The organism is Citrobacter europaeus, from assembly GCF_037482245.1.
Classification (GTDB): Bacteria; Pseudomonadota; Gammaproteobacteria; order Enterobacterales; family Enterobacteriaceae; genus Citrobacter; species Citrobacter europaeus.
Map to the genome: position 1 here is coordinate 4,529,488 of NZ_CP148084.1, position 23,641 is coordinate 4,553,128.

General features: G+C 54.1%; 19 protein-coding genes. 13 read left to right on the plus strand and 6 right to left on the minus strand.

Annotated features, from left to right (window positions below; genetic code table 11):
* Position 1 precedes the first annotated feature (1 nt).
* Both tamB and tamA read right to left on the minus strand, forming a co-directional pair.
* Positions 2-3,778: an autotransporter assembly complex protein TamB gene (gene tamB / locus WHR59_RS21205; protein WP_043018207.1), complete on the minus strand. Its 3,777-nt coding sequence runs from the start codon at positions 3,776-3,778 to the stop codon at positions 2-4.
* A complete protein-coding gene (gene tamA, locus WHR59_RS21210) occupies positions 3,775-5,508 on the minus strand; it encodes an autotransporter assembly complex protein TamA (RefSeq protein WP_043018206.1) in 1,734 nt (577 codons plus the stop codon). Before tamA ends, tamB begins: the two co-directional genes overlap by 4 nt.
* Positions 5,509-5,720: 212 nt before the next feature.
* Here tamA and msrA point away from each other — a divergent pair, with 212 nt between their 5' ends.
* Entirely contained in the window at positions 5,721-6,359 is a 639-nt protein-coding gene (gene msrA, locus WHR59_RS21215; protein ID WP_043018205.1) for a peptide-methionine (S)-S-oxide reductase MsrA, read from the plus strand.
* A gap of 7 nt (positions 6,360-6,366) precedes the next feature.
* Here the strand turns inward: msrA and WHR59_RS21220 are convergent, their stop codons facing one another.
* On the minus strand, positions 6,367-7,422 hold the full coding sequence (locus WHR59_RS21220) for a LacI family DNA-binding transcriptional regulator (protein ID WP_338843442.1): 1,056 nt from the start codon (positions 7,420-7,422) through the stop codon (positions 6,367-6,369).
* A 190-nt stretch (positions 7,423-7,612) separates the two neighbouring features.
* On the opposite strand from WHR59_RS21220, the gene WHR59_RS21225 reads away from it, so the two are divergent.
* The 7 genes from WHR59_RS21225 to WHR59_RS21255 all read left to right on the plus strand — a co-directional run bounded on the left by WHR59_RS21225 (position 7,613) and on the right by WHR59_RS21255 (position 16,257).
* The gene (locus WHR59_RS21225; RefSeq protein ID WP_075145305.1) at positions 7,613-8,767 is read left to right on the plus strand and encodes a Gfo/Idh/MocA family protein; all 1,155 of its coding nucleotides are present in this window, start codon (positions 7,613-7,615) and stop codon (positions 8,765-8,767) included.
* 16 nt (positions 8,768-8,783) lie between these two features.
* Positions 8,784-9,968 (plus strand): Gfo/Idh/MocA family protein, encoded by a 1,185-nt coding sequence (locus tag WHR59_RS21230; protein WP_087051755.1) that lies wholly within the window; start codon positions 8,784-8,786, stop codon positions 9,966-9,968.
* Positions 9,965-11,032: a Gfo/Idh/MocA family protein gene (locus WHR59_RS21235; protein WP_100193871.1), complete on the plus strand. Its 1,068-nt coding sequence runs from the start codon at positions 9,965-9,967 to the stop codon at positions 11,030-11,032. Before WHR59_RS21230 ends, WHR59_RS21235 begins: the two co-directional genes overlap by 4 nt.
* A gap of 11 nt (positions 11,033-11,043) precedes the next feature.
* The gene (locus WHR59_RS21240; protein ID WP_043018200.1) at positions 11,044-12,066 is read left to right on the plus strand and encodes a Gfo/Idh/MocA family protein; all 1,023 of its coding nucleotides are present in this window, start codon (positions 11,044-11,046) and stop codon (positions 12,064-12,066) included.
* 81 nt (positions 12,067-12,147) lie between these two features.
* Positions 12,148-13,692: an MFS transporter gene (locus WHR59_RS21245; protein ID WP_075145308.1), complete on the plus strand. Its 1,545-nt coding sequence runs from the start codon at positions 12,148-12,150 to the stop codon at positions 13,690-13,692.
* A gap of 10 nt (positions 13,693-13,702) precedes the next feature.
* Entirely contained in the window at positions 13,703-14,773 is a 1,071-nt protein-coding gene (locus WHR59_RS21250) for a 1,4-beta-xylanase (RefSeq protein ID WP_181230859.1), read from the plus strand.
* Between the two features lie 143 nt (positions 14,774-14,916).
* Positions 14,917-16,257, plus strand: coding sequence for a hemolysin family protein (locus tag WHR59_RS21255; RefSeq protein WP_003025713.1), 1,341 nt, complete (start codon positions 14,917-14,919; stop codon positions 16,255-16,257).
* Positions 16,258-16,323: 66 nt separating this feature from the next.
* Here WHR59_RS21255 and WHR59_RS21260 read toward each other — a convergent pair whose 3' ends face one another.
* The gene (locus WHR59_RS21260) at positions 16,324-16,530 is read right to left on the minus strand and encodes a DUF1107 domain-containing protein (protein ID WP_003025710.1); all 207 of its coding nucleotides are present in this window, start codon (positions 16,528-16,530) and stop codon (positions 16,324-16,326) included.
* Positions 16,531-16,857: 327 nt separating this feature from the next.
* Here WHR59_RS21260 and WHR59_RS21265 point away from each other — a divergent pair, with 327 nt between their 5' ends.
* Positions 16,858-17,415: a YtfJ family protein gene (locus WHR59_RS21265; protein ID WP_043018197.1), complete on the plus strand. Its 558-nt coding sequence runs from the start codon at positions 16,858-16,860 to the stop codon at positions 17,413-17,415.
* Here WHR59_RS21265 and cysQ read toward each other — a convergent pair.
* Complete coding sequence (gene cysQ, locus WHR59_RS21270; protein WP_043018196.1) at positions 17,405-18,145, minus strand: 3'(2'),5'-bisphosphate nucleotidase CysQ; 741 nt, start codon at positions 18,143-18,145, stop codon at positions 17,405-17,407. The two genes, WHR59_RS21265 and cysQ, sit on opposite strands and share 11 nt — an antisense overlap.
* A 188-nt stretch (positions 18,146-18,333) precedes the next feature.
* On the opposite strand from cysQ, the gene cpdB reads away from it, so the two are divergent.
* On the plus strand, positions 18,334-20,277 hold the full coding sequence (gene cpdB / locus WHR59_RS21275; protein ID WP_087052268.1) for a 2',3'-cyclic-nucleotide 2'-phosphodiesterase: 1,944 nt from the start codon (positions 18,334-18,336) through the stop codon (positions 20,275-20,277).
* 47 nt (positions 20,278-20,324) lie between these two features.
* Here the strand turns inward: cpdB and WHR59_RS21280 are convergent, their stop codons facing one another.
* Positions 20,325-20,705 (minus strand): winged helix-turn-helix transcriptional regulator, encoded by a 381-nt coding sequence (locus tag WHR59_RS21280; protein WP_043018516.1) that lies wholly within the window; start codon positions 20,703-20,705, stop codon positions 20,325-20,327.
* Between the two features lie 89 nt (positions 20,706-20,794).
* Between WHR59_RS21280 and WHR59_RS21285 the strand changes: the two genes are divergently transcribed.
* The 3 genes from WHR59_RS21285 (at position 20,795) to WHR59_RS21295 (ending at position 23,594) form a co-directional block, all read left to right on the plus strand.
* Positions 20,795-21,643 carry an SDR family oxidoreductase gene (locus tag WHR59_RS21285; RefSeq protein WP_338843443.1) on the plus strand — a complete coding sequence of 283 codons (849 nt, stop codon included), beginning with the start codon at positions 20,795-20,797 and terminating at the stop codon, positions 21,641-21,643.
* Positions 21,644-21,724: 81 nt separating this feature from the next.
* Positions 21,725-22,549: an AraC family transcriptional regulator gene (locus tag WHR59_RS21290; protein ID WP_087051792.1), complete on the plus strand. Its 825-nt coding sequence runs from the start codon at positions 21,725-21,727 to the stop codon at positions 22,547-22,549.
* 76 nt (positions 22,550-22,625) lie between these two features.
* Positions 22,626-23,594: a DMT family transporter gene (locus WHR59_RS21295; protein ID WP_199995009.1), complete on the plus strand. Its 969-nt coding sequence runs from the start codon at positions 22,626-22,628 to the stop codon at positions 23,592-23,594.
* Positions 23,595-23,641: the final 47 nt, after the last annotated feature.

Here is a 23,641-nt window from a genome sequence, read left to right on the forward strand (position 1 = left end):
GCTAAAACTCGAACTGATAGAGCAAATCAAGTGCCTGATCTACGCCAGACACTGCTTCCAGATATAGCTTAGGCATCAGGCGATAACGTAGCGTGAGTGTCGCTAAGGAGTCAAATATACCCACACCATATTTCACCTGCAGACCTGGCAGTACGTATCCGCTGACAACCACCTGAGATGAGTCGCCCACCCCTTGCGTGTCCAGTGCCAGATTGCTTACGCCAAATGTCTCCCCGATTTTACCCACAACCTGACCACTTTGTGCAACCCCCAGACCAATAAGCATTGAGGTCATCGCCGCGCTGTCGCTCTGTTCGCTATCAAGTCCTTGTCCGCGTAACAGGTAGGAAAGCGCCATTTGCTGCGACATTGCCGGGTCAGAGAAGATCTCCGCCTTCGGTTCATCGGCTGTACCGGTGACGCGAACGCCAGCGATCACGTCGTCTTCGGTGGCATCCGGGTTACGAATTGCCTCGATATTGAGTAACGGCTGATCCGGCGGACCGGAGAACAACAGCTCGCCCTTACGCACAATCAGATCCTGACCATAGGCATGGAAGCGCCCGCTCGGAATATTTATCTGTCCGTTCAGCCCCAGCCCTTGCTTATCCTGCACCACTTTCAGATCGCCCGTCAGACGCGCTTTCAGACCAAAGGCGTCAATACGCACGTTGTTGCCAACGTGGATGTTCAGGTTACTGTTGATCGGAATGCCGGCTGTCTGCGGTTTCTCCGGCTGCAGATTGTTGTTAAGCATGACCATATCGCTGGAAACCCCAACCGCGCTCTCCGGCAGGTCGTGTACGACGATACGCGCCCACGGCACATCCACGTTGCCATCGAGGGTAAACAGGCTTGGCGTGGCTTCAAAGACCACGTCCGGCGATACGTCCAGGCGGACCATCGGCGGTACGGTAATACGTACCCTGCTGCCTTTAGCCGCGACGCGCGCCCGCCAGTTGTCTATTTGACTCCAGTCGGCGTCACCGCTCAGATTGATTTCTCCCTGCTGCGTGCGCACCACGCCCGCCAGCGTGGAGCGTGTTCCGGTGAAGTTAACGGCTAACTGGCTTGGCTGCATGTCAAACGGCATAAAGTTACCGTCGATATCCAGACCGCTCAGTTGCAGCTGTCCGAGCAGTTGCGGGCTTTGCACATCGCCGCCCAGACGCAGGTTGGCGTTGATCGTCCCAGCCGCTTTTTCGCCGCGCGAGAAAATGGGGTTCACCATCGCCAGATTGAAGTTGCGGATATTGACGTTACCGCCCAGGCTACGACGTCCTTGCGGATCCGTTACCTGCACCTGACCGTCAAACTGCCCGTTGTTGGTCAGGCGAATCAGCCAGCCCAGCTCGGCACGGTTATTGTGCAGGTCGGCGGTCAGATTCAGCGTTTCAAACGCCACAGGGAGCGGCGCATCGTTTACGCTTTGCGTGACCTTCACGTTACGTCCGCTCAGCGTGACCTGCCCCTGTGGCAGCCCTTCTTTAGTGGTGTCCCAGCTCACATCAGCTTTGCCGGTGAACACGCCGCTGGCCTGGGTTGTATCCGGCATGAACGGTTTTAACATCGCCAGGTCGAAGCGGTTAAGGTTCACCACCGCGCGTCCCGATGCGCCGGCATCAATGGTTTGCGGTACGCACAGTTCCGCATTCGGGTTGTTCCAGCAGTGCGGCCCAATGCTGATTTTCTGTTCCTGGTTGCGATAATCCAACGCGACAGAACGGTTGAGCGACCACGGACCGACCGGCGTCTGGAAGCGAGTATTGCTTAACGCCCCTTTCCAGCGCTGTTCTTTGCGATCAAAGCTCCCGGCAAGGTCCAGTTGACCGGAAACCGGCTCACCCTGAATGCGCAACTGCAGCTCATGCTGCTTTTCACTGCCTTTGGCGTTGAGCGTCACCAGACCAATATTCACGTCAGGTTGTACAATCCGCTCTACGCGAACGTTGAGATTACCCGCGATTTGCTCGGCCGATTTCACGTCGCCTTCGACACGTACCTGAGCGACGGAAAGCGCCTGCCAGCGCAGACCGCGGGCGGTGATATCCGCCAGCAGCTGTGGCGCTTCAACCGTACCGCGAACTTTTACCAGCCCTTTCGCCGTCCCGCCTAATCCCGGTAGCGCGTTATCCAGGCTCGGTGCATCAATCGTCGCGTCGAGATTGAGGTCTTTGACCCCCAGTTCCCCTTTCACGTCCGCACTGTTGCGTCCCAGTTCCAGATGCAGGCCAGGGATCGTCCACTGCAGGTAGCTGTTCCCCTTCAGCGAACCGTTCACATTGACCTTGTTCTGCTTCACGTTGCCGGTCAGCTTCAGCTCCGGAACCTCCATCTGCCAGCTTCCGCCGTACAGACTGCCGCGCGTTTTCACCAGGCCATTCAGTTTTGACGGCCAGTCCGGGATCGCTTTCGCGGTATTGATCCCATCCAGCGTTAACTCGCCGCGCCAGCTGATCGCCTGCTGCCAGTCCACCAGCGCTTTCAGCTCGGTTTTTCCTTCCAGCGCCGCAATGCTGAGTTTGTCGAGATTGATCTGCTGTTCGTTGCCTTTGGCGTCCAGCGTGATGGTAGCCGGAGGAATATCCTGCCCTTTCACGGCGGTACGCATCGACAGCGTATAGTCTGTCATCTTGCCGGTTAGTTTGAGCTTGATGTCATCGGCCTGGAACTGTTTGTCGCCGGTAAACGGCCAGTAAATCTGCTTACTCACCACCTCAATGTTGAGCGGCAATCCGGCTTCTGCCAGACGCGTCTGCGCCCGCAGGTCCATATCCACCGGACCAGACAAATTGACGCCGACTTCCAGCTGTTCACGCAGCGCGCCGCCGACCTTCAGCTTCACCTTTTCACCTTTTAACGGGTCGATGTTGAGTGTGCTGTTTAACGTAATATCAACCGGCCATGTGTCGGTGAGTTGCGCCGTGCCGCTGGCTTTTACCGTTCCCTGATTCGAGTCGATATCCAGCGCATCAAGCTTCATGTTGCCGTCAATGCTGCTCACTTTCAGCAGCATGTTATGTACCGTTAAATCTGTATCCCCGGTCACGCGCAACTGCTCGCCACGAAACTCTTCAATGTTGAGATTGAGCGGCAGATGGACATCGGTCATTTCCGGCAGCACCGGTTTTGAGAACAGATCTTTTAGCGTTTCGCCGAGCGGTTTTTCATCCGGCTGCGGGTTTTGAATCTTCGGTTCGACGACCTCTTCCTGCGCCACTTCGGCCACTTTAGGCAGGGCAATCAGCAGCCCCTGTAATGACGTTGGCTTCAGCGTCAGCGTTTTTTCCTGCCAGTTCAGGCCGGAGGTAAAATCCAGCACCGAAACCGTGGTGTCATCGATTTTGATGTTGATGTTGTTAAGCGCCACGCGCGAAAGCGTGATTGGGTAAGGCGTGGAAAGGTTGAGCGGACCACTCTCTTCTTCTTCAACCGGCTCTGAGGGCGGCATCTTTTTGCTGTCGATCGCCACGTTGATGTTTTTCAGCGCCAGATCGTTGACGCACAGGCTGCTGTTCCACAGGCAGTTAAGCCCCACGGCCAGATGCACTTCACCAGCATTCACCGCCACGCCAGGCTGGTCGTAACGAATATTTTTAAGCGATAGATCTCGCCAGCCGCCGGTGACCTGACCAATTTCCAGACCCGGAACCCAACGATTAGCCGCTTTGAAGATCAGATGCAGGCCCGAGGTGGTGCCAACGAGGAACGCCACCGTGCCTAACAGCAGCAGGATAAAAATCAGCACGCCGAGGCTTATCTTCTTCCATAAACTCATAATTCAGGCCCCAGACCGATGTAAAACTGTAAACCATGTTCATCTTTGTCGCCGACAGGAACGGCAAAGTCGAGCTTGATGGGACCGACCGGCGATTGCCAGCGTACGCCGACCCCGGCGCCGGTTTTGAAATCGCTTTTGCGGATATCGCTGACCGCTTCACCGCTATCGACAAACATTGCGCCCCACCATTTTCCGGTCACGTTGTACTGATATTCCAGCGAGCCGGTCGCCAGCTTCGAGGCCCCTTTCAGCTTGCCGTCGCTGCCTTCAGGCGAAATAGATTTGTATTTGTAACCACGAATGCTGCGATCGCCCCCGGCGAAGAAACGCAGATCCGGCGGCACTTTGTCGAAGTCGCCGGTTTCGATCCAGCCGAGGTTGCCGCGCATCACAAAGCGGTGCCTGTCGTACAGCGTGCGGATCCAGACGTTTTGCGCCTGGAAGACGGAGAAATCAACGTCTGAACCCCAGGCCGTGTTGGAGTAATCAATAGAATAACGCTGAGAATCGCCCCACACAGGCATCAGGCCACCGCGCGAGCGCGTCCGGCTAATCATCACGCCTGGATAGAGCAGCATGGTGGTATTGGTGACGTTACCCTGGGTAAAGTGGTCAAGGCTCCAGCGCAGGTTAATCGCTCGCTGCCAGCCGCTGGAGAGATCCCAGTAGCGGGAAACCGCAAGCGTCGTGGAGTCCTGCTCGGTATCGTTTAAATCGGTACGCTTAAAGCCCCCTTGCACCAGGTAATACTGCTCCAGCGGGTTCTTTAACAGCGGCATTTTATAGCTGAAATCAAGAACCTGCTCTGGCGCCGAGATACTGGCGCTGGTGGTCAGGCTGTGGCCGTAGGAGTTCATCCACGGCTTTTTCCACGAGGTTTTTACCCGTGGCCCGACGTCAGTTGAATAACCGACCCCGGTTTCGATGGTGTTTTCGGTTCGTGGCGAGACCACGCCTTTTAGCGGCAGTACTTTGGTTTTGCGGGCTTTATCAAATTCCGGCGCGACGACCACAGAATTAAACCAGCCGGTCGCCGACAGACGACGGTTCAGTTCGCCCAGATCTTTCGACTCGTACTCTTCACCTTCTTTAAAAGGCACCAGATTTTGCAGGTACTCGTCGCGAATTTGCGAACCTTCAAAGGTGACATGTCCAAAGCGATAGCGTTCGCCGCTGTTGTAATCGATATCCCAGAACGCCTGGCGGCGCTCAAGCGCTATGCCAAGCTGGCTTTTATTAAATTCACTGTCGAAATAGCCTTTGCGCAGCGCCACGCTGGTGAGTGACTTTTTGAAGTTGTCATAGTCCCCCTGATTCAGCACGGTGCCGATTGCCGGCCGCGTTTTCAGCAGATCGAGATAATCTTTGTCCGTACGCGCGCCACCGCGCAGAATCACCTCGGTGCCGCCAATCAGCACCGGCTCGCCAGCATTCACTTTGGCAATCAGCACCTGACGTCCTTTCGCCGGCGGCGGACGCAGTTCGAAATCAATGGTTGGCTCAAAGTAGCCCAGCGCCTTTAGCCCTTCGCGGATGGCATCATCAACGCGCGCACGAAAGCGTCGGTCCGGAGTGACTTCATCACTTTGAATCGTGGACAGCTGCGCACGGACGTTTTTCTCCAGCGGTCCTGATAATCCTTCGACCTGTAAGCGAACATTCGCGGCGGCGGCGGAGCCACTTAAGCACAGTAATCCCACCCAACATAACTGACGGATATGTGGCACATTTTCTCCTGAATATCCTTTTTTCCCACCCCTGGAAAAAAATACTATGCCGTTCCTCGGCTTAACAAAAAATCAACAATAAGAGTTGAAAAACAGACGACAACCCAAATATTTCTTATGTTTAACTCTAGACGTATTCACGCCGTTTATTGTGGGCAAAGACGCGTCTCGTTACAACCTTAACCCAAATGACTGATTTCGGGAGAACGGCCATGAGTTTATTTGATAGAAAGCATCTTGTTACTCAAGCAGATGCCCTACCTGGACGCAACACCCCGATGCCAGTGGCAACGCTGCATGCGGTTAACCAACATTCGATGACCAACGTGCCCGACGGTATGGAAATAGCGTATTTCGCCATGGGATGCTTCTGGGGCGTTGAACGTTTATTCTGGTCATTACCCGGGGTATACAGCACGGCAGCCGGATACACCGGCGGCTACACCCCTAATCCAACCTACCGCGAAGTCTGTTCCGGCGATACCGGGCACGCCGAAGCGGTACGCGTTGTCTATGACCCGCATGTTATCAGCTACGAACAACTGCTGCAGGTGTTCTGGGAAAATCACGACCCGGCGCAGGGCATGCGTCAGGGGAACGACCAGGGTACGCAGTATCGCTCCGCCATTTACCCGTTAACGCCAGAGCAAACCGCCGCGGCACAGGCGAGCCTTGCGCGTTTTCAGGCAGCAATGACCGCCGCAGGCGACGAGCGCGCCATTACAACGGAAATCACTACGGCAACCCCGTTCTACTATGCCGAGGACGATCACCAGCAGTACCTGCACAAAAATCCATATGGCTACTGTGGAATTGGTGGCATCGGCGTTTGCCTGCCGCCAGAACGTTAATCCGCAATTAACGAGCGACCGTCACCCGCGCGGCATGGCGCGTTGCGTGGGTGACGGTTCCCCGATCCGTCACCTTTCCCTTCAGCAACAGGTTAAATACCGGCGCAGAGGGGCGATTAAGACGGTTCTGCAGCAAATGCACCGCTTCCACACCCAGCGCCCGACAGGGGATAGTGATACTGGTTACCGCGGCAACGATATGCGCGTCCAGTTCCTGAACATCCGTCGTCATCAGCGACAGCTCACCGGGTATCTCCACGCCAACGTTTTCCAGGATCCGCCGAATGCCCGTCGACATTGACGCCCCGGCGCAGAAAATCACCTCTGGCCATGCTTCACGCGGCGTTTCACGTAGCCAGTTGCCTATAGCCCGCTCTGATTCATCCTCAGAAAACCCTTCCGTCACCAGCAGATCGCGCCCGGTATCAAACGGTATCTGATACTGTCTGTAGACCTCCTTAATGCCCTCCAGACGCCAGTACATCGTTTCCCGGCGCAGGCTGGTGACATGGAGAATACGCCGATGCCCCTGATCAAAAAGGTATTGCACAGCACGGTTGCCAATCGCCCGATGATCGGGAGATACCGCATCCAGTAACCCTTCTTTGTCCTGCGAGTTAATCAACACGCAGGGTTTATCCAGCAGTTGCGCCAGTTTATGCACGGTCGGGTCATCAATGCCGATAAGAATAATGGCATTGATATTCTTATTGTTGGCCTTTTCCTGAAAGACCTTGATGTCCGCGCGTTGCTCATCCAGCCCGCAGTAACTCAGATAGACATCATGCGGCGCTATCGCCTCCGCAATTCCGCGCGTGACTTCAAGATAAAACGCATCGCCACGGGCGGTGAAAGTGCGCAACGGAGCGAAAACGGCAATGCCGTTGATCAACAGTAGTCCACTGGACAGCGAGTCCAGAACACCCAGCCTGCGCGCGCAGCTGACGATCGCCTCACGCGCTTTATCGCTGGTATATGACTTCCCGCTAAGCACCCTCGACACTGTACTCACCGAGTACCCCGTCAGGGCAGCAATTTCATCCATTTTTAGCTTGCCAGACATTCTGTGACCTCACTCGCAATCAATCTTTGCAATTTTTTGCAAACGTAGTTCATTGACTCTAAAACACTTTTTCAATGACCGGATGAACTTCTTTTTCATCCTGCAACCGTTCTCACAAAATCACATTGTCGATATTCCAGGCGTTTCTTATGTTCCGCATATCCCTTATTTCTCATGAAAAAGGCACGACATGAAAAAAATACGCTTTGGCATTATTGGGGTTGGCAACATTGGTACCGTCCATGCGCGCTACCTGCTGGCCGGAACGGTACACGAAGCAGTGCTTACCGCAGTGTGTGATAACAATCCTGATAAACATGCGGCTATCCAACGGCTGGTCGGTGAAGAGGTGACGTTATTCAGCGACGCGCGTGAGATGCTGGAAAGTGGGCTTATTGACGCCGTTATCGTCGCCACTCCGCACTATGACCATCCGGGTTTATCGATGATGGCCATGCGACTTGGCATCCATACGCTGTGCGAGAAGCCTGCCGGGGTCTATACCGCGCAGGTACAAGAGATGAATGCCTGCGCGCGCGAATGCGATGTGGTGTTCAGCATGATGTACAACCAGCGCCCCAATCCGCTGTATCAGAAAGTTAAAGATCTGATCGACAGCGGCGAACTCGGCGAACTGCGTCGCTCTAACTGGATCATTACCAACTGGTATCGTTCGCAGAGCTATTACAACTCCGGCGGCTGGCGCGCGACCTGGAAAGGTGAAGGCGGCGGCGTACTGCTTAATCAGGATCCGCACCAGCTCGATTTATGGCAATGGCTGGTCGGCATGCCGGTACGCTTGCGCGCTTTTTGCCAGTTTGGCAAGCACCGCCAGATTGAAGTTGAAGATGACGTCACGGCCTACGCGGAATACGCCAACGGTGCGACCGGCGTGTTTATCACCACCGTCGCCGAAACGCCCGGCACAAACCGCCTGGAAATTGTCGGCAGTCGGGGAAAAGTCGTGGTGGAAGAAGGCCGATTGCGCTTCTGGAGACTACGGGAATCCGAAACCGACTTTAATGCGCGCTGGCAAAACGGTTTTGGTGAGCCTGAATGCTGGGAGGTGATAATCCCTACCGAACCAGAATGCAGCGAGCACTATGTCATTACCCGCAATTTCACCGCCGCAATTCTGCACGGCGAACCGCTGATCGCCCCCGGTCTGGAAGGCATTCGCGGCCTGACGCTTTCCAATGCGATGCACCTTTCTACCTGGACCGATGACTGGGTTGAGCTACCAATCGATGAGCAGCGCTACTTCCAGTTGCTCCAGCAACGTATCGCCTCCTCAGTTGAAAAAACCGCGACCAGCCGCACGCTGGACGCTTCCGGTAGCTGGTAACGCGCAGGAGAAAATCATGCTCAACATTGCCATTGTCGGAACCGGGAATATCTCCCACAACCACATTCAGGGGTATTTACAGTTTGCCGATCGTTGCCGGATTGTCGCGTTGGTTGATATCTACCCGGAGAAAGCGGAAGAAAAGAAATCACGCTACGGCCTGAGCGAAGCGCGAGTCTACCGCAGTCATCAGGCGATGCTGGACGCGGACATTGAGATCGATGTGGTAGATGTCTGCACCCCGCCGTACGTGCACGCAGCCATCAGCATTGATGCGCTGCAGGCCGGAAAACATGTGTTGTGCGAAAAACCAATGGCCTCTTCGCTCGAAGAGTGCGATGCGATGATCGCCGCGCAAAAGGCCAGCGGGAAAACCTTATCGATCATCGCGCAAAACCGCTTTACCGATGCCTTCTGGCGGCTGAAAACCGTTGTTGATTCCGGGCTGGCGGGCAAGATTTGCCATGCACAGGTGGATTCATTCTGGTGGCGCGGACACTGCTATTACGATCTATGGTGGCGCGGCACGTGGCAGAAAGAAGGCGGCGGCTGCACGCTGAATCACGCGGTACACCACATTGACGCCATTCAATGGATGCTGGGTTTCCCAACTGAAGTGGTGGCGATGATGACCAACGTCGCCCATGACAACGCCGAAGTCGAGGATCTTAGCGCGGCTATCTTCAAATACCCGAACGGGGCACTGACGCAGTTGACCGCCTCCGTGGTGCATCACGGTGAAGATCAAAAGATTGTCATTCAGGGTGAAAAAGCGCGTATTTCCGCGCCGTGGCAGGTTCATGCCAGCCAGTCGGCGGATAACGGCTTCCCGCAAACTGACAATAACGGCGAGCTGGAACAGCATCTGGAGACACTTTTTCGCACTACGCCACCGCTGCAATGGACGCTACATACTGGGCAAATCGATAACCTGCTTAATGCCATCGAACAACAGCTCCGTCCCCTGGTCGATGGCGAACAGGGCAAGCGCTCGCTGGAGTTGATTACCGCTATCTATAAATCCGCCATCACCCGCACGGTGGTGACGCTGCCCATTCACCACACCGATGCGTTTTATCGCACCGGCGGCCTGATTGACATCGCCCCGCATTTCTATGAGAAATCCGCCTCCGTAAGCAATTTCACGGAAGTGGGCGCCATCCCTCTGGGTAAAGACTTAGATTCAGGAGTTAAAGAATGAACAAGCAAGATGGAATGCACTACGCCCCTACCGGGAAGCCTCAGCCGGTCGTGAAACCTGGCGAGTTTGTCATTGCCGCGGCCTCACTCGATCATGGTCATATCTACGGCATGTGTAACGGGTTGATTGAAGCAGGCGCCACGCTGAAATGGGTTTACGATCCCGACCCGCACAAAATCGATCAATTTCTGCAGCAGTATCCGCAGGCGCAGGTGGCCGATTCGCTCGAGACAATCCTCAACGATCGCGAGGTCCAACTGGTTGCCGGAGCGGCAATTCCTTCCGAGCGCTATCCGCTGGGACTAAAGGTCATGGCGGCCGGAAAAGACTACTTCACCGACAAGGCTCCGTTAACCACCCTCGCACAGCTTGAAGACGCCAAAGCGATGGTGGCGAAAACCGGGCGCAAATACGCAGTCTATTACAGCGAGCGTCTGCACGTTGAAAGCGCTGTTTTTGCCGGTCAGCTTGTCCACCAGGGGGCAATTGGGCGCGTGATGCAAACCCTCGGCACCGGTCCGCACCGCGAAGGTCACGGGCGCCCGGACTGGTTTTATGACAAACGCTATTTTGGCGGCATTCTGTGCGACATCGGCAGCCATCAAATCGAACAATTTCTGTTTTATACCGGCAACAGCGAGGCGCATATCGTCGCCAGCCAGGTGCGTAACGTCAATCATCCACAGTACCCGCAGTTCGAAGACTTTGGCGATGCCATGCTGGCGGGCGATAACGGGGCGACCGGCTATTTCCGCTGCGACTGGTTCACGCCGCAGGGGCTCAGTAGCTGGGGGGATGGACGCCTGACGTTGCTGGGTACCGAAGGTTACATTGAGATCCGCAAGTATGTGGATATCACCCGGGGTGAACAGGACGTGGTGTATCTGGTGAATAAAGACGGGGAATTCCGCTACCCGGTTGCGGGCAAAGTCGGCTTTCCTTTCTTCGGCGAATTCATTCTCGATTGTCTGAATCGCACGGAAAACGCCATGACTCAGGCCCACGCCTTTAAAGCCGCAGAACTGTGCGTGAAGGCGCAAATGCTGGCGAATGCCCGCGCATAACCGGAGGTGACATGACAACGCTAAATGCCGCCATCATCGGCGCGGGCGCTATTCACCGCAGTCACGTTAACGCCCTCCGGCTTTTGCCGGGGGTCACGCTGCGTGCGCTGGTCGATATTGATAGTGCCACCGGTTTGCAACAGGCCATGGCTTATAACTGCCGCTATTACCAGAATTACCGTGAGATGCTGCTGGATAATGACATCGACGTCGTCCATATCTGCACGCCTCATTTCGAACACAAAAACATGATTACCGCCGCGCTTGCCGCAGGGAAACATGTGTTTTGCGAAAAACCGGTGGGCTTGAATTGTACAGAGGTGGCAGACATCGCTAACGCAGCGGCATCCGCCCAGGGCCTTCTGGGCGTGTGCTATCAAAACCGGCTTAATCCAACCAGTTTACGTATCCGCGATGAACTGGCGAAAAATACGCTTGGCAAAATGCTAAGCGTTAAAGCTGTTTTGACCTGGTCACGCTCCAGGGCTTATTACAGCGAAAGCCCGTGGCGCGGGCGTTTCGCCAGCGAAGGCGGCAGTTTACTGATCAACCAGGCTATTCATACTCTCGATCTGATGCAGTGGTTCGCCGGCGGCGTGACGCGTTTGAAAGGCGTGGTGGACAGCGGTGAACTGGCAGATGTCACCGAAGCCGAAGACAGCGCGATGGCGACCCTGCACTTTGCCAACGGCGCTCGCGGTCTGTTTTACGCCAGCAACTGCAACACCCTCGATTCACCGCTGCTGCTGGAGATCCATTGTGAGCAAGGCATGCTCCAGCTCACGGACAATACCCTGTGGCGCGTTACAGCGGACCGACGCCTGAAACTGGACTGCGATGGTTCACCGGACGGTCACGCCAAAAGTTACTGGGGTCTGGGCCACCAGCAGGCTATTCGTCAGTTTTATCATGCAATTACTCATGGAGGTCAGACAGAATATATCAACATTAATGAAGCCCGCAAATCATTGGCGATGGTTGAGGCTATTTATCACTCATCTAAAACCCGACAATGGATAACCATTAATAATTAAAATTAATTTAACGCTGCAGAATTAAATAACACCAGCCGGATAATACCGGAATACGCATACCCTACATACTGGAAAAATATTATGGTCAAACCAACTGAACGCAGAGTCAGTTATGGTGTAGCGATCGGCTATGGCATTACTGATTTATTTGGCGGCGGTGCTTTCGCCATTATCGGAACATGGCTTTTATTTTTTTACACCACCTACTGCGGTTTAAGCGTGCTGGAAGCAGGCTCAATATTTGCCATTGCCCGCGTGATTGATGCTGTACTTAGCCCAATTATGGGTTATATCACCGATAACTTTGGCGACACGTGGCTGGGCCGCAGATTTGGCCGTCGCCGCTTCTTTTTATTACTCAGTTCTCCTTTAATGTTTCTCTATGCCCTGCTGTGGCTGACCGACATGGGTTACTGGTATTACCTGGGAACCTATTTGTCGATTGAGCTGCTTTCAGCGATGGTGCTGGTGCCGTGGGAAACCCTGGCCGCAGAAATGACCAACCGCTACGAAGAGCGCAGCCGCCTCTCCGGCGTGCGCATGATCTGCTCGCAGCTGGGCGGATTTCTGGCCGTATCGGTACCCGGCATCCTGATGCAGTTTACCGGCAAAGATAATCCGTTTACCTATACGCTAACCGGGCTTATCTTTTCCGTCGTGTTTTGCATCGCGGTGTTCATAACCTGGCGCTGCACGTGGGAGGCTAAAGACGTTCAGGAAGAGACATTCCAGGCTGACCTGCAACGCAATAGCGGGATACTGAATCACCTTAAATATTTGATACTCGATCTGTTCTCGTCTTTCAGGATCCGGGCATTTCGCCTGCATATCATTATTTATATTTTCTCTTTTACCGCTATGGATGTATTCGGTTCAGTATTTACCTATTACGTGGTTTATTGTTTGAGCCAGGATGCCGCCTCCGTTTCTGGCTGGTTAAGCATTGCCGCTTTTGCTTCAGTTTTTGGCACCTATGGATTTATGCTATTACTGAATAAACTCAATATAACCCCATCAGCAGCACTACGCCTCTCTTACACTTGTATATTTAGCGTATTGGTATTTTTATTTGTTATTTATTATACCGAAACTCAGGTATCCAATATTCTGTTCTCTGCGATCTTTATTCTGCTCGGCATGGCGCGTTCTGGCCTTTACTATATCCCATGGAATATCTACAGCTTTATTCCTGATATCGATGAAATGGTGACCCAGCAGCGCCGCGAAGGGATTTTTGCCGGCGTTATGGTACTCACGCGTAAAAGTACGGTGGCAATCGCTATTTTGCTTATCGGCATGGTGCTGGAAGAATCAGGCTTTGTAAAAGGCAGCGGCGCGCAACCGGAAAGCGCGCTCCACGCTATTATCGGATTGATGATCTTTGCTACCGCGGCGCTGCTGGCGGTGAGTTTCTACGCCACCTACAAATTCAAACTGACTCGCGAAACCCACAAAATCCTGCTCAAAGAGATCGCCCGCCGCAAACTGGGTGGCAACTATCGCGACTGCGATGAAGAAACCCGGGTGGTGATCAAACAGCTCACCGGCTACGAGTACGATGAGGTTTGGGGTGGCAGCGCCACGCAGCGTGCAACGGGACGCGTCAGTCTCTCAGATACAGAATAAGGAGCGCATCATGTATAACCCATGGAGCAAAGCACGGGCGCAAAGCTGGTATCAACAGCAAGCCTGGGGCTGCGGTTTTAACTACTTGCCGCGCACCGCGGTTAACTGGCTCGAAATGTGGCAAGCAGAGAGTTTCGATAGCAGCACTATCGATCAGGAACTCGGCTGGGCCAGCCAGTATGGCTATAACCAGTTGCGAACAAATTTACCGTTTACCGTCTGGCAGCATGATCGCGATGGGCTGCTCGAGCGCATCGACCTCTTCCTGAGCATTGCCCATAGCCACGGCATAAAAGTGATGCTGACGCTGCTCGACGACTGCGCGTTTTCCGGTGATGAACCCGTTATCGGTCAGCAAAAATCCCCGGTTCCAGGGATTCACAACAGCCAGGCTGCGGGTAGCCCAGGCCGTGCCTGCGTGCTGGACCGACGCTGTTGGCCGCAAATTGAAGCCTACGTCAGAGATATCATCCGTTACTTTCGCCATGACTCGCGTATCAGCGTCTGGGATTTATATAATGAGCCAGGCAACGGCGGGATTTTTTGTCATACCGGCGAATTTGCCCGCTATGACGACAGACTGGAAATTTACGCCTTAACCCTGATGACCCACCTGTTTAGCTGGGCGCGACAGGAGTCACCATCTCAACCATTAACCGTAGCGGCCTGGCATATTGACGATCGCGCGGCATGCGAGAATGCGTTTACGCATCCTGTTGATATAGCCGCGCTGCGGCTTTCCGACGTGATTAGCTACCATGCGTATGTCGATACCCCTGGCCAGTTGTCTCTTCTGTCGCAGTTGGCTGAATTTGGCAGGCCGCTCTTTTGTACCGAGTGGCTGGCACGCCATGTCGATAGCCGAATAGAAGAACAACTGCCGCTGTTTAGCGCCCAGCGCGTTTCCAGCTTTCACTGGGGATTGGTGCAGGGGAAAACGCAAACCTGGCTGCCGTGGCCGGATATCCCGCTTGACGAAACGACGGCGCAACTATGGTTTCATGATGTGCTAAAGCCAGATGGTTCGCCCTATAGCGAAAAAGAGATGCAGATGGTGCGCAGGCTGAATCCCACAGAATAAGGCCAAAAAAGCTCCTCTGGCGACTTTACAGTACCTTACGCTATACTAGCTTCTGAATTTACCGGCTCAACTCCACGAGCCGGTTTTCGCATGGATTTATCAATTTCTCCCTTCCGAGGATCTGGCACAGCGCCGGATAAGATATGTTAAACAGTATTTTAGTCATTCTCTGCCTGATCGCCGTGAGTGCGTTTTTCTCGATATCCGAGATCTCGCTTGCTGCATCACGCAAAATAAAACTTAAACTGCTTGCCGATGAAGGCAACGTAAACGCACAACGAGTTTTGAAGATGCAGGAAAACCCCGGCATGTTTTTTACCGTCGTGCAAATCGGCCTTAACGCGGTCGCCATTCTCGGCGGTATCGTCGGTGATGCAGCATTCTCCCCGGCGTTTTACAGCCTTTTCTCGAAGTACTTCGCTCCAGAGCTCTCTGAACAGTTAAGCTTTATTTTGTCGTTCTCACTGGTTACTGGCCTGTTCATCCTGTTCGCGGATTTAACCCCGAAACGCATCGGTATGATTGCGCCAGAAGCTGTCGCTTTGCGTATCATCAACCCGATGCGCTTCTGCCTGCTGGTCTTCCGCCCGCTGGTGTGGTTCTTTAACGGTCTGGCAAACAACATTTTCCGTCTGTTTAAGATCCCAATGGTACGTAAAGACGACATCACCTCGGACGACATTTACGCCGTGGTCGAAGCCGGTGCGCTGGCGGGGGTTCTGCGTAAGCAGGAGCATGAGCTGATTGAAAATGTGTTCGAACTGGAATCGCGGACCGTACCGTCTTCAATGACCTCGCGCGAGAATATTATCTGGTTCGATCTCCACGAAGATGAACAAAGCCTGAAGAATAAGGTGGCGGAACATCCGCACTCCAAATTCCTGGTGTGTAACGAAGATATCGACCACATCATTGGCTATGTCGATTCAAAGGATCTCCTCAACCGCGTACTGGCAAACCAAAGTATGGCGTTGAACAGCGGTGTACAGATCCGCAATACGCTGATCGTCCCGGACACGCTGACGCTCTCTGAAGCGCTGGAAAGCTTCAAAACCGCAGGCGAAGACTTTGCCGTCATCATGAACGAGTACGCGCTGGTGGTGGGGATTATCACGCTCAACGACGTTATGACGACGCTGATGGGCGATCTGGTAGGCCAGGGTCTGGAAGAGCAGATTGTGGCGCGCGATGAAAACTCATGGTTGGTCGACGGCGGTACACCGATTGATGACGTAATGCGCGTCCTGGATATCGACGAGTTCCCACAGTCCGGCAACTATGAAACCATCGGCGGCTTTATGATGTTCATGCTGCGTAAAATCCCGAAACGCACCGACTCGGTGAAGTATTCAGGCTATAAATTTGAAGTAGTGGATATCGATAACTACAAGATCGATCAGCTGCTGGTGACGCGTCTGGACAGTAAACCTACCGTTCTGGTACCAAAGCTGCCAGATGCAAAAGAAGAGGCAAAGGCGTCGTAACGCCTTACAGAAACATCAACGGCTCCTGTCCAGGAGCCGTTTTTTTAACTACCGCATAGCACTTGATCAAGCCATCTCAGTTTGCAGACGCAAGACCTGACGGTTAACTTCGGACATCACAGAAAAATGCAGCTTGTCCTTCACTTTTGGGATAAGAATCTTACCCTTATCAAATTCAAAAGCGCCTACATCCTTGATATATAACCGTCCACGAAACAGGATCTTCACGTACTTCGCCACCTGCAGCGGGTTGTATCGTTGGAAAATTTTCATTGTTGTCTCCTGCTGAGTATTACGCCTTTGCGGTACCACAATCGGTCCGACAATCCTCAGGCGCAAATTTTAATGCCCTATGACTATAGACTATCTCGTTGATGTTTCCAGCGTGTATAAGTTTATTTACCTTCAGGTTACAATTATTCAGAATTATCTTTTCAACGCTTCGCTGTCTTCAGTATAAGCCTTCAATTTTCGCAGGATTTGTGCGCCCGTCCGCAAACTGGCATCGCGCTTGCGGGAAAAAGCAGCAATCGCACATATGATTAAACTCCAGACCCAAGTGGTCGGATCACCTGCAAAATAAAGAAAGAAGGAAAACCTATGACCTTACAAAAACTGCTGGCGCTGTCGTGTCTGCTGCTGCCGATGATTGCTTCCGCTCATAAGTTTGAGACTAACCAGCGCGTACCGCCGGTGGGGATCGCCGATCGCGGCGAACTGATTCTCGATAACGATAAGTTTAGCTACAAAAGCTGGAATAGCGCACAGTTGCCGGGGAAAGTGCGAATTGTGCAACACATTGCCGGGCGCACCTCCGCCAAAGAGAAAAATGCAACGCTGATCGAGGCAATCAAGACGGCCAACCTGCCGCATGACAAATACCAGACCACCACTATCGTCAACACGGATGACGCCATTCCCGGTTCCGGTATGTTTGTGCGTAGCAGTCTGGAGAGCAATAAGAAGCTCTACCCGTGGTCACAATTTATTGTCGACAGCAATGGCGTTGCGCGTAAGGCCTGGCAACTGGATGAAGAGAGCTCCGCTATTGCCGTACTCGACAAGGACGGACGCGTTCAGTGGGCAAAAGATGGGGCGTTAACGCAGGAAGAAGTGCAGCAGGTGATTGCCCTGCTGCACAAATTGCTCAATAAATAGAGACGCGGAAGCCGGGGTTGAGGAACGATTCACGTGGGGTGTAATCCAGCGTTTTCCCCTGCCAGTCGTGAACGTGCGCTCCGGCTGCGGCGGCAACGGCGTGGCCCGCGGCAGTATCCCAGACGTTAGTTGGCCCAAAACGCGGATACAGTTGCGCGTGCCCTTCCGCCACCAGGCAGAACTTCAGCGATGAGCCAATCGAGGTGGTCTGGTGATCGCCCAACTGCTGCAGATACTCTTTTAACTCATTGTCGGCATGTGAGCGGCTAATCACCACCAGCGGCGGACGCGCGTCACGAACCTGGATTTGTTTGCGCACGCCGCACTCTTCTTTCCACGCTTTACCTTCAGCCGCGCTGTACATCACTTTCATTACCGGCGCGTAAACCACGCCCAGTACCGGTTTTCCCTTCTCGATCAGCGCAATATTGACGGTGAATTCACCGTTACGCTTAATGAACTCTTTGGTACCGTCCAGCGGGTCTACCAGCCAGTAGCGCTGCCAGTGCTGGCGAACATCCCAGCCAGGAGGCGCTTCTTCAGACAGGACTGGAATATCCGGCGTCAGCGCCAGTAATCCTTCGAGGATCACCGTATGCGCGGCGATATCCGCCGCCGTGACCGGAGAATCGTCCTGCTTGCTGGTAATCTCCATCGGTTTGATTCCATCGTAGACCTGCATAATGGCATCGCCCGCGTTCCGTGCAAGCTGGCATACATGTTCTAGCATTCTCCACCTCGTTTATATCAGTGGTGTTAACTCGTTGTTTTACTTATACCCGATCGTCAGGGGATCCGCCAACTGTGATAGCGTCTGCGGTTTTAAACGCTATATTCATGTCATGATTCACAGTTCTGTAAGCAAGAAGATTTATATACATTTTCTTTTGTGGCTTAGATCTTAAAAGGATGCCCCTGATGATTAAGTTTAGTGCAACGCTTCTGGCAACGCTGATTGCAGCCAGCGTCAATGCCGCGACCGTCGATCTGCGTATAATGGAAACCACTGATTTACATAGTAATATGATGGATTTCGATTATTACAAAGATACACCAACAGAAAAATTCGGTCTGGTACGTACGGCAAGTCTGATCAACGCTGCGCGAGGTGAAGTCAAAAACAGCGTGCTGGTTGATAATGGCGATCTGATTCAGGGCAGCCCGCTCGGGGATTACATGGCGGCCAAAGGGCTGAAAGCGGGCGAAACTCACCCGGTATATAAGGCGCTGAATACCCTGGATTACGCGGTGGGTAACCTCGGCAACCATGAATTCAACTATGGTCTGGAGTATCTGCACAACGCGCTGGCCGGGGCGAAATTCCCTTACGTTAACGCCAATATCATCGACGTTAAGACCAAAAAGCCGCTGTTTACGCCTTATTTGATCAAAGATACAGAGGTGGTCGACCAGCAAGGGAACAAGCAGACGCTGAAGATTGGCTATATCGGCTTTGTGCCACCACAGATTATGACCTGGGATAAAGCCAACCTCAGCGGCAAAGTAACGGTGAACGACATCACCGAAACCGCGCGTAAGTATGTCCCGGAAATGCGGGAAAAAGGCGCCGATGTCGTGGTGGTGGTTGCTCACTCCGGGCTTTCTGCCGACCCGTATCAAACGATGGCGGAAAACTCCGTTTACTACCTCAGCGAAATACCGGGCGTGGATGCCATTATGTTTGGTCACGCTCACGCCGTCTTCCCGGGTAAAGATTTTGCCAATATTAAAGGCGCAGATATCGCAAAAGGTACGCTGAATGGGGTTCCTGCGGTGATGCCGGGTATGTGGGGCGATCACCTGGGCGTGGTGGATCTTGTGTTGAATAATGACAGCGGTAAATGGCAGGTCACCCAGGCAAAAGCCGAGGCGCGCCCAATTTATGACGCCGCGGGCAAAAAATCACTGGCAGCAGAAGACAAAAAAATCGTTGAGATCCTGAAAGCCGATCACGACGCCACGCGTGAGTTTGTCAGCAAACCGATCGGTAAATCCGCCGACAACATGTACAGCTACCTGGCACTGGTTCAGGATGACCCGACCGTACAGGTGGTGAACAACGCCCAGAAAGCCTATGTGGAACACTTTATCCAGGGCGATCCGGACCTGGCAAAACTGCCGGTACTTTCCGCCGCCGCGCCGTTTAAGGTTGGTGGACGTAAAAACGATCCAGCAAGCTTCGTAGAAGTCGAAAAAGGTCAGTTAACCTTCCGGAACGCCGCTGATTTGTATCTCTACCCCAACACTCTGGTGGTGGTGAAAGCCAGCGGTAAAGAGGTGAAGGAGTGGCTGGAATGTTCCGCCGGACAGTTCAATCAGATTGACATCCACAGCAGCAAACCACAGTCGTTGATCAACTGGGATGGTTTCCGTACCTATAACTTCGACGTGATTGACGGCGTGAATTATCAGATTGATGTTTCACAACCCGCCCGCTACGACGGGGAATGTCAGACCATTAACCCGAAAGCGGAGCGTATTAAAAATCTGACCTTTAACGGCAAGCCTGTCGATCCGAATGCTACCTTCCTCGTCGCGACCAACAACTACCGCGCCTACGGCGGTAAATTTGCCGGAACCGGCGACAGCCACATCGCGTTTGCATCTCCCGATGAAAACCGCTCGGTGCTGGCGGCCTGGATTGGTGCGCAGACGAAGCGTGCCGGTGAAATTCACCCGGCGGCAGATAACAACTGGCGTCTGGCGCCGATTCACAGCGAGACACCTCTGGATATTCGCTTTGAAACCTCACCGTCTGAAAAAGCCGCTGTATTTATCAAAGAGAAAGGCCAGTATCCGCTGAAGAAAGTCGCGACCGATGACATTGGTTTTGCCATTTATCAGTTGGATTTGAGTAAGTAACTTCAGTGCCGGATGCGACGCACTCGCGTCTTATCCGGCCTACAATACTACGCAGCCCGCTCGTCCCTCTGCGCCAAAACCTGCGGCAAATTCAGTTCTATCCAGTCCGCCAGCGCGGCGACTTTATCGCTCACCTGCTCACCCAACGGCGTCAGGCTATACTCCACGTGCGGCGGCACCACCGGATATGACACCCGATTGATAAACCCGTCCTGCTCTAACGCCTGCAGGGATTGCGCCAACATTTTTTCACTGACGCCGCCCATCTTACGGCGCAAATCGCTGAAACGGTGCGTACCGTCGCGCAGCGCCACCAGGATCAACACGCCCCAGCGGCTGGTGACGTGTTTTAACACCTCGCGGGAGGGACACTGTTCGGCAAACAGGTTGCCATCGCGTAATTGCTGGGAAAGCGTCGTAGCTGTCATTTTCATACTAACCTTTTTGTACGTACTTACTAAAAGTTAGTTTAGGTGTTAGCGTGATTAAACACAAGACCAATACCAAGGAGTCACCCATGATCGCGATTACCGGCACCACCGGCCAACTGGGCCAACACGTTATTGAATCTCTGCTGAAAACCGTTCCTGCCAGCCAGATTGTGGCTATTGTGCGTAATCCCGCGAAAGCGACGACGCTTAGCCAGCAGGGCATTACCGTTCGTCAGGCGGATTACAGCGATGAAGCCGCCTTGACGACTGCCTTACAGGGTATCGACAAGCTACTGCTGATCTCCTCCAGCGAAGTGGGACAACGCGCCCCGCAGCATCGCAACGTGATTAACGCGGCACAGGCGGCCCACGTGAAATTTATCGCCTACACCAGCCTGCTGCACGCCGACACCTCCCCGCTGGGGCTGGCTGATGAGCATGTCGCAACCGAGAAGATGCTGGCTGAATCCGGTATCGCGTACGCGCTGCTGCGTAACGGCTGGTACACAGAGAACTATCTCGCCAGCGCACCGGCTGCACTGGAACATGGCGTGTTTATCGGGGCTGCTGGTGAAGGCAAAATCGCCTCAGCGACCCGCGCCGACTATGCCGCTGCCGCCGCGCGCGTCATCAGTGAAGACGGTCATGCCGGTAAAACCTATGAGCTTGCGGGCGACGCAGGCTGGACCCTGAGCCAGTTGGCTGCCGAACTGGCAAAACAGAGCGGTAAAAAAGTGGTGTATCAGAACCTGAGCGAAGCTGATTTTGCCGCCGCGCTAAAAGGTGTGGGCCTGCCTGCCGGACTGGCGGACATGCTGGCTGACTCAGACACTGGCGCCTCCAAAGGCGGCCTGTTCGACGACAGCCATACGCTGAGCAAACTGATTGGTCGCCCGACCACCTCGTTGGCTGACAGCGTCAAAGGCATCGTGTAAGTGTTAAAAATTAGTTAATTGTGGTGGCATCCCCGCGCATCCTCTCTGATAATGACAGGATGATGCGTGGGGAGAGAAAACGTGCAAGGTGTACCTGAGCAGTTTATTGATGAGAAAGACAGCGCCCGCTTTCGCCATCTGGCGCAGGTGCCGGGCGTTGAGCTGTATCATGCGCACATCTCACGTTACGCCTTTGAACCACATACCCATGAAGCGTTTGGTATCGGCGCGATAGAAGCCGGCGCCGAACGTTTTCGCTATCGCGGCTCGCAGTACGTGGCTCCCGCCCATTCTGTCGTCACCATGAATCCCGATGAGCTGCATACTGGCGAAGCCGAAACCGCCGACGGCTGGCGCTATCGAATGATTTATCTCGACCCCTCTCTTCTGGAAGAGGTCACCGGGATCCGCCACTGGTGGTTTCATGACGTAACGCGTCACGATCCGCTGCGCTCACGCCAGCTCTGCTCGCTGATCCACGGTCTGTGGAACACTGAGGATCCGCTGGCGCAAAAAGGACTCCTGCTCGATCTGATCGACACGTTCCAGCCGCTGGCCCGTCATGCGCCGGTATTGCCGGAGGGCGCGCATCGCTTTGAACGGGTGCGCGAGTATCTGCATGATAATTATATGCATCCTGTCACGCTCGATGAACTGGCCCGGGTTGCATCGCTGAGTCCCTGGCATTTTCAGCGTCAGTTTAAGTCTCATTTCCACGTCACGCCGCACCAGATGCTGATGGCGATCCGCCTGTGGCGAGCCAAAGGTTTTCTCACTCACGGAATGCCCGCCGCAGAGGTCGCCGCCGCAACCGGCCTCACCGACCAGTCGCATCTCACCCGCGCGTTTACCCATCGCTACGGCATTACGCCAGTGCGTTATCAGAAACAAGTCGTCCGGCGTTGATCAGCAATCTCATACAATACGGCGGCATTTTTCCTGCCTACACTCGACTGATTGTTAAGCGATGTGGATGTCAAAAATGATTAGCGGCGTGTTGTATGCCCTGCTGGCCGGGCTGATGTGGGGATTAATTTTTGTTGGACCGCTGATCGTACCGGAATACCCGGCGGTATTGCAGTCGATGGGGCGCTATCTGGCGCTGGGGCTGATAGCGTTGCCGATTGCCTGGCTGGGGCGTGTGCGTCTGCGCCAGTTGGCGCGTAAAGACTGGATAACGGCGCTGGCGCTAACGATGATGGGTAATCTGATTTATTACGTCTGCCTGGCAAGCGCTATTCAACGCACCGGTGCGCCGGTTTCAACGATGATTATCGGTACATTGCCGGTGGTGATCCCGGTTTTCGCCAACCTGCTCTACAGCCAGCGTGACGGCAAATTATCATGGTGGCGTCTGGCGCCTGCGCTGGTGTTGATTGGCATAGGTCTGCTGTGCGTGAATATCTCGGAGCTGAATCAAGGGTTACCTAACTTTAGCGGCTGGCGTTATGGCTCCGGTATCGTATTGGCGCTTGTCTCAGTGGTGTGCTGGGCGTGGTATGCACTGCGTAATGCCCGCTGGCTGCGCGAGAATCCAGATAAGCACCCGATGATGTGGGCGACGGCTCAGGCGCTGGTGACGCTGCCCGTTTCTCTGCTGGGGTATGTTGCAGCGTGTCTGTGGCTGCATGGGCAAACGCCGGACTTCGCTCTGCCCTTCGGCCCGCGCCCTGGTGTGTTTATCGGCCTGATGATAGCCATTGCGGTATTGTGCTCATGGGTTGGCGCACTGTGCTGGAACGTCGCCAGCCAGAAGCTGCCGACGGTGATCCTCGGCCCGCTGATTGTCTTTGAAACACTGGCGGGCCTGCTATATACCTTTATCCTGCGTCAGGAATTTCCGCCGTTGCTGACGGTAAGCGGCATTGCGCTGCTGGTAATAGGCGTGGTAATTGCTGTGCGGTCAAAACCGCAGAAACCGGCGGTAGTGCCGGTTTCAGGGGATGCCTGATGGCGCTGCGCTTATCAGGCCTACAAGGACTGTACGATCTCATGTAG

Excerpts from the sequence above, each read along its gene's own strand:
- WHR59_RS21295 (WP_199995009.1), top strand. The coding sequence starts at position 22,626 with ATGATTAGCGGCGTGTTGTATGCCCTGCTGGCCGGGCTGATGTGGGGA.
- WHR59_RS21240 (WP_043018200.1), top strand. The coding sequence starts at position 11,044 with ATGACAACGCTAAATGCCGCCATCATCGGCGCGGGCGCTATTCACCGC.
- WHR59_RS21225 (WP_075145305.1), top strand. The coding sequence starts at position 7,613 with ATGAAAAAAATACGCTTTGGCATTATTGGGGTTGGCAACATTGGTACC.
- msrA (WP_043018205.1), top strand. The coding sequence starts at position 5,721 with ATGAGTTTATTTGATAGAAAGCATCTTGTTACTCAAGCAGATGCCCTA.
- WHR59_RS21235 (WP_100193871.1), top strand. The coding sequence starts at position 9,965 with ATGAACAAGCAAGATGGAATGCACTACGCCCCTACCGGGAAGCCTCAG.
- WHR59_RS21260 (WP_003025710.1), bottom strand. The coding sequence starts at position 16,530 with ATGAAAATTTTCCAACGATACAACCCGCTGCAGGTGGCGAAGTACGTG.
- WHR59_RS21255 (WP_003025713.1), top strand. The coding sequence starts at position 14,917 with ATGTTAAACAGTATTTTAGTCATTCTCTGCCTGATCGCCGTGAGTGCG.
- WHR59_RS21250 (WP_181230859.1), top strand. The coding sequence starts at position 13,703 with ATGTATAACCCATGGAGCAAAGCACGGGCGCAAAGCTGGTATCAACAG.
- WHR59_RS21265 (WP_043018197.1), top strand. The coding sequence starts at position 16,858 with ATGACCTTACAAAAACTGCTGGCGCTGTCGTGTCTGCTGCTGCCGATG.
- WHR59_RS21285 (WP_338843443.1), top strand. The coding sequence starts at position 20,795 with ATGATCGCGATTACCGGCACCACCGGCCAACTGGGCCAACACGTTATT.
- cysQ (WP_043018196.1), bottom strand. The coding sequence starts at position 18,145 with ATGCTAGAACATGTATGCCAGCTTGCACGGAACGCGGGCGATGCCATT.
- WHR59_RS21220 (WP_338843442.1), bottom strand. The coding sequence starts at position 7,422 with ATGTCTGGCAAGCTAAAAATGGATGAAATTGCTGCCCTGACGGGGTAC.
- WHR59_RS21280 (WP_043018516.1), bottom strand. The coding sequence starts at position 20,705 with ATGACAGCTACGACGCTTTCCCAGCAATTACGCGATGGCAACCTGTTT.
- cpdB (WP_087052268.1), top strand. The coding sequence starts at position 18,334 with ATGATTAAGTTTAGTGCAACGCTTCTGGCAACGCTGATTGCAGCCAGC.
- tamB (WP_043018207.1), bottom strand. The coding sequence starts at position 3,778 with ATGAGTTTATGGAAGAAGATAAGCCTCGGCGTGCTGATTTTTATCCTG.
- WHR59_RS21230 (WP_087051755.1), top strand. The coding sequence starts at position 8,784 with ATGCTCAACATTGCCATTGTCGGAACCGGGAATATCTCCCACAACCAC.
- WHR59_RS21245 (WP_075145308.1), top strand. The coding sequence starts at position 12,148 with ATGGTCAAACCAACTGAACGCAGAGTCAGTTATGGTGTAGCGATCGGC.